Origin of the sequence: Acinetobacter sp. XH1741, from assembly GCF_041021895.1 — a bacterium.
Classification (GTDB): Bacteria; Pseudomonadota; Gammaproteobacteria; order Pseudomonadales; family Moraxellaceae; genus Acinetobacter.
In genome coordinates this window covers 3494095-3506359 of record NZ_CP157428.1, presented here as the reverse complement: position 1 = coordinate 3506359, position 12265 = coordinate 3494095, and the positions used below count along the sequence as shown (strand labels likewise).

Sequence of the window (12265 nt, the reverse complement as noted above, 5' to 3'; positions counted from 1 at the left end):
CAGGAACAGTAGCTGTAGTTCCTCTTTTTTGTTACACCATGCTTATCCTTTTATAAGCATGGTTTTTTTTAGCCTAATAAAATAATAAGCCACGTAACTGCAATAATAGAAAGTGCAACAAATTGAGCAGCACTTCCCATATCTTTTGCATTTTTAGAGAGTTGATGTTTTTCAAGTGATACGCGGTCAACTACTGCCTCAATCGCAGAGTTGAATAGCTCTACAATAATTGCAAATAAACATACAACGATCATAAGTGCATGTTCACCACGAGTCACATCTAGGAAAAAGCTAGTCGGGATAAGCACAACATTAATTAAAACAATTTGCCGGAAAGCGGCTTCATTTTTATAAGCTGCCTTAAATCCTGAAATTGAATAACCTGTCGCATTCAAGATGCGCTTTAGTCCGCTTTTGCCTTTGTAGGGAGAATAACTGTCCATTCACTTATATTTTTAACACTTTTCATGCATTATATAACGCGGCCTTTAAAAAAAATATTAAATCTTTCTTAAAAGATTTTGACTTTATAACTTGATAGAGAACAAGAGATGAAAAAACTATTTGTAGCCTTAGGACTTGTCATGGGTGGTTTGCATGTAAGCTATGCAGAGCCAGCTTCAGCTCAGCAAGTACCCGGATATTATAAGCATCAATTTGGTAATTATCGCATCACCTCTTTACTTGATGGCACCATTTATTTAGACCCTAAATTATTTAAAAATTTAAGTCAGGCTGAGAAGACTAAAATTTTAACGAAATATGCTGCTGTTAATGAGAAGGGCATTCAGACTTCTGTAAATGCATTTTTAGTAGATGACGGCAAAAGTTTGACGCTTGTTGATAGTGGTGCTTCAAGCTGTTTTGGTCCACAACTTGGCTCAATCGCTAAAAATCTTGAACTGGCAGGCTACCAACTTGCGAAGGTGAAAACGGTTTTATTGACACATTTGCACCCAGACCATGTTTGTGGAATTGCTAAAGATGGAAAAGCTGTATTTCCAAATGCAACTATTTATGCACATGAACGTGAAGCAGATTATTGGTTGAATCCGGCATCTGAAAAAACAGTACCAGCAAATCAAAAAGAAAATTATTTAGGTACTGTTAAAAATATAAAAGCTGCACTTGCACCATATGAAGCGAAAAAAGCATTTAAAACATTTAAAGACGGTGATGTTATTCAAGGCTTTGAAGTGATCAACACACAAGGGCATACACCGGGTCACCATAGCTTCCGTTTAAAGAGCAAGGGTCAACAGATTGTCTTTGTTGGAGATATTGTTCACTCACATTCTTTACAGTTTGATGCTCCAAAAACCGGAGTTGACTTTGACGTAAATTCTGAGCAGGCAATTAATACCCGTTTGAAAATGTTTGCTGAAATTTCAAATAAGCAGCAATGGGTAGCTGCTCCACACTTACCATTTCCAGGCATTGGTCATGTGTATAAAGTGAATACCGAGCAATATCAGTGGATTCCTTTATATTTTAATAACAGTCTTGAGAAGTAAAAAAATGGGGCATTCAATGCCCCATTTTTTTATTAAGTATTTAATTATTTTGCTACTTTCTCAAAATTAGTCACAGCTTGACGGCCAAGTGCTGGGTCATCGGTAAAGACACCATCTACACCTGCTTTAAAATATGCTTCAAACTCTTTTAGAGCACCTGTTGGGCAACGCTCGGCAGGTTTATCGCTACATTTTAAAGGTTGTGGTAAAAAGTTGTTTTCTGGGCGGAAAGTATAAGGATGTACTTTTAAGCCAGCGGCATGTGCATCGGTAATAAATGAAGTGGTTTGTACTGAACCATCATTATTGAAATTAAGAATGTAGTTTTTGCTTGGGCCTACGCCATTTGCATATTTGGCAACATCTTTTAAGCTTTGTGCTGTAGCTAAATCACCATATGTTTTAGACACACCAGATTCAACAAAGTCGGCTGGTCGAGATGTTTTTGCATCATATAACTGAATGATTTGCGCATGTTTAAGTGTCTTATGTAGATCAAGTTGATCTTTTAAATATTTTAAATTGCTGACTTCAAATGACTGCAAATAGATAGGTGCGATATCGCGAGTGTATTGATACTTGGCAAGAGTTTTAAGAAGTGTGTCTTCCATAGCCAAATTTTTATTTTTAAAATAAGTCGGATGTTTGGTTTCAATATATAAACCAATAATTTTTCCGGTTTTTTTATAATTTGCTTCGGCGAGTTCAATGACTTGTTCGAGTGTTGGAATTGAATAGAGATCATTATAAGCGGTGTTTGCTGGTCGGAACTCAGGAATGCGCTCACGTGCTTTAACTTGTTGTAATTCATTTAAAGTGAAGTCTTCTGTGAACCAACCTGTTAAGTTTAAGCCATCAATATTTTTTGTGGTTTTACGATCAGCAAATTGGGTGAGGGTACTTATATTGGTTGTACCACCAATTTCATTTTCATGACGCGTAACCAATACGCCATCTTTTGTTGAAACTAGATCAGGTTCAATAAAGTCAGCACCATCATCAATGGCTTTTTGATATGAAGCTAAGGTATGTTCAGGACGTAAAGCGCTAGCACCGCGGTGTCCTATTACTAAAATTTTAGGATATTGATATTCTGGTGTAGTTGGTGTGGTTTCAGTTTTATCATCATTACAACCAACTAGACTTATTAAACTTAAGCATAAAAGTGCTTTTTTAAACATAATTCTACCCATATTGTTTTAGTTAATACACCTCAAGTCTGGTGTTTTAGTTTGACATGATCATGAAGAATTCATGAATTTTCAGTGACACTATTTAACTGGTTTTTTATTGGTTTGTTGGAAATGGTATATCACCCTTTGTTTTTGTCTTAATTACATTTATTGTTCTAATTCTACTTGTCTTTTTTAGACTGCTCGTTGATGATCACTAGGCCTCAACGCGGCATTTATTCCTGTTAGTTAACGACATCATACCGAGCAGCCATGCTATCTAAATTTTTTATTCAGCGTCCCATTTTTGCCAATGTTTTGGCAATCATTGTTATGGCTTTCGGTATATTTTCGGTGATGCATTTGCCCGTAGAGCGGTATCCCGATATTGCACCTCCGAAAATTACAGTGTCTGCCAACTATAGTGGTGCAGATGCACAAACTGTTGAGCAAAGTGTTACTCAAATTTTAGAGCAGCAAATCCAAGGGATTGATCACTTACTTTATTTTAGTTCATCAAGTGATTCATCTGGGCGTAGCCGAATTACCATTAGCTTTGATAACGGAACAAACCCAGATACCGCTCAGGTACAAGTACAAAATAGCATTAGTGGTGTCATACGCCGTTTACCGGATGAAGTTCAGCGTCAGGGTGTCACCGTTACCAAGTCTTTAGGCGATACTTTTATGGTAATCGGCTTATATGACTCGACTGGTAAAACAGGAAACATTGAGCTGTCAGACTATTTAACTACACATGTGGTAGATAACCTGAATCGTATTGATGGGGTGGGTGAAACTGATATATTCGGTTCGCAATATGCGATGCGTATTTGGCTAAATCCAGAGAAGTTAAAGCAATATAATTTAATGCCAAGTGATGTTGCGAATGCAATCACAGCTCAAAATACCCAAGTTGCCGCAGGTGCAATTGGTGATTTACCCGTTATTGATGGGCAATATTTAAATACAAAAGTGACCGCGGGTTCTCGACTCAAAACAGTCGAGGACTTCCAAAATATAGTTGTAAAGTCAAATAAAACGGCAGGTTATGTTTATTTAAAAGATATTGCTAGAGTTGAGCTAGGGGCTGAAAACTATCAATTTTTAAATACGATTAATGGTTATCCTGCTGCAGGTGTGAGTATTTCGTTATCTTCAGGCGCCAATGCGATTCAAACCTCTAAACTCATCCATCAAACCCTAGATCAGCTTTCAACTAAACTACCAGCCGGCTATAAAATCGTTTATCCACGAGATAATACGCCGTTTGTTCAAGAGTCAATTAAAGAAGTTGTAAAGACCCTCATTGAAGCCATTATTTTGGTTATTTTGGTGATGTTCCTGTTTTTACAAAGCTGGCGCGCGACACTCATTCCGAGTATTACCGTTCCAGTGGTGATTTTGGGAACTTTTGGCGTTTTATATGTGCTCGGCTTTAGTATTAATACATTAACGTTATTTGCACTGGTACTTGCTATTGGCTTGCTAGTTGATGATGCCATTGTGGTCGTGGAAAACGTTGAACGGCTTATGCATGAACAGCATTTAACTCCGAAAGAAGCCGCTATTGAATCGATGAGTGAAATTAGTGGTGCTTTGATCGGGATTACCTTGGTTTTAACTGCTGTTTTTATTCCAATGTCCTTTTTAGGTGGATCAATTGGCGTTATTTACCGCCAGTTTTCCATTACCTTAGTTGCAGCTATGTCGCTATCGCTCATTGTTGCATTGGTCTTAACACCTGCTTTATGCGCATTAATCTTAAAACCTAACCCTGAACCTATGCGCTGGGCTATTTGGTTTAATCAAAAAATTGATCAACTTAAAAATCAATATATCAAGATTGTGCAGACGAGTATTCACTACAGCAAATCAGTTATTGTGATTTTTGTGGCGCTGATTGCAGTTTTTGCGCTGTTCTATAGCGGTTTAAAAAGTGGATTTATTCCTAAAGAAGATCAGGGCATTTTAAGTGTTCAAATTAAGCTTGTAGACAGTGCACCAATGTCTCAGAGTAAAAAAATTGGTGAGCAAGTCCGCCAATATTTTCTGACTCAAGAAGATAAAAACGTGAATTTAGTTTTAATCCGTTATGGCCGAAATAATGCGGGTACAGGGCAAAACTTAGCACAAGGTTTTATTGCTTTAAAACCGTGGGATGTACGTACAGGAAAAGAGAATTCGGCAGACGCTATACAAAAGCGGGCAATGAAATATTTCAGTCAGTTTAATAACGCCCAGATTAATGTGACTTTACCACCATCGGTCAATGGTTTGGGGCAGACTGATGGATTGGACTTCTGGATTCAAGACTTAAATGGGCAAGGACAAAATTTCCTTGATGGCATGTTCCGTCAGTTACAAACACAAAGTAAAAACTATTCCACTTTTGAAAACTTTGATAAACAGTCTACCAACAGCAAGGCAAATCTAAATATCAAGATTGACCAGAAACAGGCTTTGGCAAATGGACTAGAGTTATCAGCTATTAATAATACTTTGTCGAGTGCTTGGGGCGGAACTTATGTAAATGACTTTATTGATCGCGGGCGTATTAAACGCGTCATGATTCAAGGTGATGCCGAGTTCAGATCTAAACCTGAAGATTTATATAACTGGTCTGTGCGCAATAGCCAAAATGAAATGGTTCCTTTTAGCTCATTTGCTAACCTCAGTTGGGGCGGAGCTCCTGAAATTGTCAAACGCTATATGGGCTATAGTGCTTTACAGCTACAAGCAGATGTAGCGAGTAGCAGTAGTTCAGGTCAGGCGATGAAAGATGTTGAGCAACTTGTGAACCAACAAAAAGATATTGGCTTAGCATGGACTGGTTTGTCTTTTGAGGAACAAAAGTCGACGAATCAGGCTGTATGGTTATATCTCATTTCAGCAGGTTTCATTTTCTTATGTTTAGCAGCTTTATATGAGAGCTTAAGTATTCCGGCTGCTGTAATGACTTCTATCCCGTTAGGGGTAGGGGGAAGTGTCATTTTCTCTTATATTTTTGGTTTGCCTAATGATGTCTATTTCCAAATTGCGCTTCTAACCACGATTGGGTTGTCATGTAAAAACGCAATTTTAATTGTTGAGTTCGCTGCATTGGCTCAAGAGAAAGGAAAGAATGCTATTCAGGCCGCTTTAGAAGGTGCGAGCTTGCGATTAAGACCGATTCTAATGACTTCTTTAGCATTTGGTGCTGGTGTCATTCCACTTGTGTTTGCACAAGGCGCTGGTGCGGTTAGCCGTCAAGAAATTGGTATTAGTATTTTAGGGGGTGTAATGTTTGGTACAGTGCTAGTTTTATTCTTTATTCCAGTCATGTATGTGTTATTACGCTCACTGTTTAAATCGAAAGTTTCAAGTTAAAAGCAAACAATTTAAAAACAGGCATTAAATCACGTATATTAAGATTAACTTCTCTTAATATATTTGATTGAGATGCCTCAAGAAAAAAAATTAACACAGCAGCAGGTCATCGCACTAGAACGAGACCTTGCCAAGTTCGCCACCATGATGGATAGTGCCGTCCGTATTCCTTTTACAAAGCAGGGTATTGGCGCTGATGCTGCCTTAAGTACTATTCCAATTGCAGGTGATGTAGCAGGTTTTGTTCTAACGTGCTACGCCATATATAAAGCCAAGCAAATTGGCGTGCCCCAGCATAAATTAACCCCAGTAATCAAATTGGCTATAGTCGATGCTGTCGTTGGATGTGTTCCAGTAGCAGGAACTATTTTCGATATTTTTATACGCCCGAGCAGAAAAGCGTTAGAGGTGGTTCATGCCCATATACGTGAAGAATATGCGATCCAGAGTGATATTCATGTCATTCATCCTTATTTACACGAGAAACTGGAAAAGAAGCAACAACAGTCCGCATTTTGGCGTAACCCTGTTGTGAGTTGGTTATGGTTACATATACCCGATTTACTCGGATTATTTGTGCTTATTCTTATTGGTTTTGCGATGTGGTGGGGGATCAGTTTTCTGTGGGGACTGTTCCACTCAACCTAATAAAAAAGCCTCCAAGTGGAGGCTTTTTTAAGCGTCTTATGGGCAATCTAACTGATGTAGAGCCGCAACACGCTGTTCAATTGTAGGGTGAGTTTGGAACAAAGCAGCTAAACTAAAGCCTTGTTCTTTACCTTCCGCAATTGCGAATGCTTTCATTTCTTTTGGCATTTGGTCTGGTAACTCTGATTCAGCTTGTAAACGTAATAGAGCAGAAATCATTGCTTGTTTACCAGCTAAACGTGCACCGGCTTCATCAGCACGGTATTCACGGTAACGAGAGAACCACATGACAATAGCAGAAGCAAGAATACCGAATACGATATCTAAAACCATGGTAATGAGGAAGTAACCCATACCAGGTGCTTGATCATCTTGACGACCAAAAACATTACGGTCAATAAAGTCACCCACAACACGAGCGAAGAACATAACAAAGGCGTTCACTACACCTTGGATGAGTGCCAATGTGACCATGTCACCATTTGCAACGTGACCAATCTCGTGCGCAAGCACTGCACGTAGCTCATCTTTGTTCATACGCTCAAGTAGACCGGATGAAACGGAAACTAAGGCATCATTTTTATTCCAGCCTGTTGCAAACGCATTAGACTGATATGATGGGAAGATACCAACTTCTGGCATGTTAATACCAGCACGTTGAGAAAGTTCAGCGACTGTTTGCAATAACCAGCTTTCAGCTTGGTTACGAGGAGCATTTGGGTCAATCAGTTCTGTACCGGTAGTTTTCTTAGCCATCCATTTTGACATGAATAGCGAGACTAAAGAGCCCACCATACCAAACACAAAACAGATCACTAAAAGGTTGCCTAGTTTTAAGCCACCCGCGCCATGGTAACTACCGACACCGAAGAGTGACAAAATAATGCCAGCTACAACCAGTACCGCGAGGTTGGTAAGCAAAAACAAACCAATCCGCATCATTGAGAAAATCCTCTTATAACTAAAATATTATCTGATTTATAAATTATAAATCATTCAGCTAATATGCGGCGCTTAGGGGAAAAATTCAAGAAAAAAATAAGGAATCGATACATTCTTGCGAGTATCAGAACGTATTTAAATTAAACAAGTTATTTACGCTACTCGTCTAAACCCTACGGTGGGGTAATAGATCATTACAATTTTAGACAAAGGGGGGGCTAAAAAAGTAATCCGAATGCATGACATTTTTAGCTTTACTCAATCCGAATATGCGCAATAGCGGTTGCGTTATTGGTGACATAAGTTCCTGTAGGTGCATCTGTATAGGTACCATCTGACAATGTCACGATTTGACGTGCAGAAGAGTATTTAACAGGTTTAGCCGATACTTGTTGAGGTGTGGTGGCTTGTGGCAACTCAGGGGGATTTAAAGCTTGAGTAGAAATATTTGAGTTACTAAACGATGAAAGGCTTACCCCAGAAGAATATAAATTTTGATATCGACTGGTTACGCGGCGAACATAATCTTGGGTTTCACGGAATGGGGGAATGCCGCCATATTTATCCACGTTACCTTCACCAGCATTATAAGCTGCAAGCGCCATTTGCGTATTGCCATTAAAACGCTTGAGCAACCAACCTAGATATTTCGCACCAGCAAAGATATTTTGCTGAGGATCATAAGCGTTAGATACGTTAAAGCGACGGGCAGTTGCTGGCATCAGCTGCATTAGACCTTGAGCACCGACTGGAGAGTGAGCATTCACATTAAACCCAGATTCAGTATGCATGACCGCCTTAATTAAACCTTCGGATACCCCATGCTGTTGTGCTGCTTGTCTAATAATATGGTCAAACGCATTTTTATTTTTATTATAGCTAGGCAGAACTGAAGCTTCAGAAGCTCCCCAGTTTGTATAGCTGTGAATATTACTATCGGGATAGTAAGTCACTTTTACTTTCTTTAATGAATGATCATAACTTTTACGGTTGGTTAGTAATGTACTGCCATTTTTGTCTTGATAAACGTACATCTGACCCGCAAAAGTCGGCGTTATACCTACCGAAAAAGTGGTCATCCCCAGTAAACAAGAAAAAAGATATTGAACCGAATTTTTCATTTTATATTATTCACAGTTTTAAGGTATTCGAAACTTGTCAAAGAGTTTATCAAAAAATATTAAAGAAAGAAGTTTTGTGTAATTTTTTTTATTTTGGCTGTTTTAAAAAATCAAGCTGTTTTGTTCGAATCATCATCAAAAAAAATTAAAAAAAAATTTTAAAATGATTCTATTGACTTGAATAACTATTTGAAAATTAAAGGTAAAAATCATTGGTTAAAAAATGATCAATTTAAATAAAACCCTTAACAGAAGGTGAAAACAGTTTGTCAAGTATGAAGAAATCCACAATTTTATCCACAGGTTTTGTGGAAAACTGTGGAAAAGTCCAAAAAGTAAGCGTTTTGCACAAAAAATGAACTCATCGGTCAAAATTGAACACGGCTTTTGCATCATGCATGAGCATTATGACGACTTCAAGAATTGAAACTATTCTTTTGATGCGATTCCCGTCCGAATCATATAAAATTGCGCGGTATTTTTATTTATGGGTATATCTCGTCTATGTACGCGCCAGTTGAGTCCAACGAAGGATTTAATTTTAAGCCTGAACTTCCAACAAGCTCGGTCTATTATCGTTTGCTTAAGAAGCTTCGCCGTCAAGTTGGACATGCTATTCGTGACTTCAAGATGATTGAAGATGGCGATAAGGTCATGGTGTGTGTGTCTGGTGGTAAAGACAGTTATACCTTGCTCGACATTTTGTTGCAGTTCAAACGTATCGCACCGATCAACTTTGATATTGTTGCGGTTAACCTTGACCAAAAGCAGCCAGGTTTTCCAGAAGATGTCTTACCACGTTATATGGAAGAAAATAACATTCCATATTACATTTTGGAAAAAGACACTTACACCATTACCAAGCGTTTAACACCAGAAGGTAAAACATACTGTGCAGTATGTTCACGCTTGCGCCGTGGTTCGCTTTATGGCTTCGCTCAAGAAATTGGCGCAACTAAAGTTGCTTTGGGTCATCACCGTGACGATATTCTTGCAACCTTTTTCTTGAACCTATTCCATGGCGGTAGCTTAAAAGCAATGCCACCTAAACTTTTATCGTCAGATAAGAAAAATATTTTGATTCGTCCTTTGGCCTATGTCGAAGAAAAAGACATTATCAAATATGCAGAGCTGCGCCAGTTCCCAATTATTCCGTGTAACCTTTGTGGTTCACAAGAGAACTTACAACGTGCCATGCTCAATGAAATGCTACGTGAGTGGGATAAACAATATCCGAAACGCTTACACAGTATTTTCGGTGCATTACAAAACGTGTCTCCGTCTCAGTTAGCGGACCGTGAGTTGTTTGATTTTGAAGCTTTAGATTCACAGCGTGAGCTAGACTTTAAAGACCCAGAAGAGCTGAAAAACCGTTTAGATGTAGTCAACTTAAGCTTTGCTGCTGAATAAAACGTTTAAACGATTTAAAAAGTCAATTAAAGGCACTTTATAAACAAGTGCCTTTAATGTATCAAAATACTAAAAAATGAATGTTCCGTACAAAAAGTCATAGCCCAACATTAAAATTACATGCTATAACAACGCACAAGCAGAAGTGCTTCACATGATGTTGTCTGGATAGACAACTAACTAGAGAAATTGAACAAATAAATTTGAGGAAGAATCATGCCTGCATTTTTAACTGATGATTGGTTTGCGACTGTCGAAAAATTAACTGCTGAAGCAGGTGATCTTAATTTGCCACCAGCTCTTGCGAATTTGGCAATTAATTTAGTAGTTACAGATGCTTCTGGAAATACCGAATTAGCGTTAGATGGGGGTAAAATCCAAAAAGGTTTGTCTTCAAATGCCAAAACGACTTTAAACATGGATGCAGAAACTTTACGTAAAGTATTCTTAGAGTTTGATATGGCTGCTGCTATGCAGGCATTCATGACTGGTAAAATTAAAGTTCAAGGCGACATGTCTCAGTTAATGGCTTTACAAACAGCTAAGCCAAGCCAAGAACAAAAAGATTTGTTCAAAAAAGTTTTAGAACAAACAACAGCTTAAATTAAAAAGAATTTATATAAAAAGCTTACCCCAAGAGGTAAGCTTTTTATTCATACAAACAATGAATTTATCAACTTTTAAATAACAAAATTAGATATTGATTCGCGTTTGCGCCGTTTTAATATGCTCAAGATAAGCACGGATACGAGTCACATACTGAACCGCTTGTTTGTATCGACCATTTCGCATTTTATTACTTTGCAAATAATCGTAGAGGTTTACCCACTGGTTTGGATCTTTACCTTGAGCCTGCAAACGTTTCTGGATCTGGTTGACTGCACCCGGACCCATATTGTAAGCCACAAGGGCATACCAGTTACGATCGGGGAAAGGAATATCATCATACTCACTTAACATGAGATCATAATATTTCGCACCACCTTGAATACTTTGTGCTGGATCACTACGGTTACTTACACCCATTGCCCGAGCTGTACTGTTGGTTAACATCATTAACCCGCGTACGCCTGTTGGTGAAACAGACTCTGGCTTAAGATACGATTCTTGGTAGCTCATTGCTGCAAGCAAATGCCAATCTAAATCGTACTTTGCCGCGCTTTGTTTGAAGCTGGCTTTGTAAATAGGTAGACGTGTACTTAAATCACGTTGAATCGTAGACCAAGACTCGGGTTTTACAACGTTACGGTTATAAAATGAAGCCAGTTGTTGAGTCAGACCATTTTGCTTGCTTTGACAAACAAAACCACTAGCTGTTTGTGTAAGGGGATCATCTGCTTGTTTAAACACCCAGCTTAAATCAGGATTTAATCCATTTTTTTGCAAATTTACGATGTCACCACAACTTGCAGAAAAAGACATTAAACCTTTGTTCTCGATTGAGCTCAAGCTCGCGGTCGTCATGGCAAGGTTTGCTTTACCTTGCTGGACCCATTTGAGTGCCGTGGCGTTATCAGCCACGATTTTGAAGTCCAACTTTACATTTAAGCTTTGCGCATAGTTACGAGCCAAGTCATAACCGAAGCCATGTAAAAATTGGTCTTCTTTAAAAACAGTGGTTGGGCTTTCTACAGCAACGACTGTTAATGTGTTTGTGTTTACTACAGTATTGTACTGTAGGGTTTTTCCAGCATTGATACTATGGAAGGGTAAAAACATAGTGCCAAGTGCAAGAACTTTCAACGGGAGAGAAGAAAATAAAGAGCTAAGGCCAAGCCTCGACCCAGAACTTGAATTACTGTGCATGTTGTCTCCGCTACAGATAATTTATGCCCTAAAAGCCAGGCAATAGGCTGCCATAACTTCTAAAAGTTGATAAATTCAATAAGGGGTGGGCAGTCATGACGTCATTCAAAATGACATGAAATGAAAAAAATAAACTGTGTAGAAAATCTACATAGTTTCAGGTTGGGTTAAAAAATACTCAACATTTAAGATGCGCGCATCATAATATTCAAAAAAAAGATTGTCAAATTTTGAACAATTAAATATTCGATATATCAACATAACCAAATGAATTTATTAAGGA

The 12265-nt window shown here is 38.4% G+C and carries 10 protein-coding genes; 5 read left to right on the top strand and 5 right to left on the bottom strand.

Going from position 1 to position 12265, the window contains the following annotated elements; translation table 11 throughout:
* Positions 1-68: 68 nt before the first annotated feature.
* Positions 69-443: a diacylglycerol kinase gene (locus tag ABLB96_RS16895; protein WP_309454854.1), complete on the bottom strand. Its 375-nt coding sequence runs from the start codon at positions 441-443 to the stop codon at positions 69-71.
* A 108-nt stretch (positions 444-551) separates the two neighbouring features.
* Here ABLB96_RS16895 and ABLB96_RS16890 point away from each other — a divergent pair, with 108 nt between their 5' ends.
* Complete coding sequence (locus tag ABLB96_RS16890; protein ID WP_348897744.1) at positions 552-1514, top strand: MBL fold metallo-hydrolase; 963 nt, start codon at positions 552-554, stop codon at positions 1512-1514.
* Positions 1515-1558: 44 nt separating this feature from the next.
* On the opposite strand, the gene ABLB96_RS16885 is transcribed toward ABLB96_RS16890, so the two are convergent.
* Positions 1559-2695 carry a glycerophosphodiester phosphodiesterase gene (locus ABLB96_RS16885; protein ID WP_348897743.1) on the bottom strand — a complete coding sequence of 379 codons (1137 nt, stop codon included), beginning with the start codon at positions 2693-2695 and terminating at the stop codon, positions 1559-1561.
* A gap of 264 nt (positions 2696-2959) precedes the next feature.
* Between ABLB96_RS16885 and ABLB96_RS16880 the strand changes: the two genes are divergently transcribed.
* A complete protein-coding gene (locus tag ABLB96_RS16880) occupies positions 2960-6055 on the top strand; it encodes a multidrug efflux RND transporter permease subunit (protein ID WP_348897742.1) in 3096 nt (1031 codons plus the stop codon).
* Positions 6056-6127: 72 nt separating this feature from the next.
* The gene (locus ABLB96_RS16875; RefSeq protein WP_348897772.1) at positions 6128-6703 is read left to right on the top strand and encodes a DUF4112 domain-containing protein; all 576 of its coding nucleotides are present in this window, start codon (positions 6128-6130) and stop codon (positions 6701-6703) included.
* A 36-nt stretch (positions 6704-6739) separates the two neighbouring features.
* On the opposite strand, the gene htpX is transcribed toward ABLB96_RS16875, so the two are convergent.
* Both htpX and ABLB96_RS16865 read right to left on the bottom strand, forming a co-directional pair.
* Positions 6740-7645: a protease HtpX gene (gene htpX, locus ABLB96_RS16870; protein ID WP_348897741.1), complete on the bottom strand. Its 906-nt coding sequence runs from the start codon at positions 7643-7645 to the stop codon at positions 6740-6742.
* Between the two features lie 254 nt (positions 7646-7899).
* Positions 7900-8766, bottom strand: coding sequence for a lytic transglycosylase domain-containing protein (locus tag ABLB96_RS16865; protein ID WP_348897740.1), 867 nt, complete (start codon positions 8764-8766; stop codon positions 7900-7902).
* 504 nt (positions 8767-9270) lie between these two features.
* Between ABLB96_RS16865 and ttcA the strand changes: the two genes are divergently transcribed.
* Both ttcA and ABLB96_RS16855 read left to right on the top strand, forming a co-directional pair.
* Entirely contained in the window at positions 9271-10176 is a 906-nt protein-coding gene (ttcA, locus tag ABLB96_RS16860) for a tRNA 2-thiocytidine(32) synthetase TtcA (protein WP_348897739.1), read from the top strand.
* A 216-nt stretch (positions 10177-10392) separates the two neighbouring features.
* On the top strand, positions 10393-10779 hold the full coding sequence (locus ABLB96_RS16855; protein WP_004699680.1) for an SCP2 sterol-binding domain-containing protein: 387 nt from the start codon (positions 10393-10395) through the stop codon (positions 10777-10779).
* A gap of 90 nt (positions 10780-10869) precedes the next feature.
* Here the strand turns inward: ABLB96_RS16855 and ABLB96_RS16850 are convergent, their stop codons facing one another.
* The gene (locus ABLB96_RS16850; protein WP_348897738.1) at positions 10870-11982 is read right to left on the bottom strand and encodes a transglycosylase SLT domain-containing protein; all 1113 of its coding nucleotides are present in this window, start codon (positions 11980-11982) and stop codon (positions 10870-10872) included.
* Positions 11983-12265 lie beyond the last annotated feature (283 nt).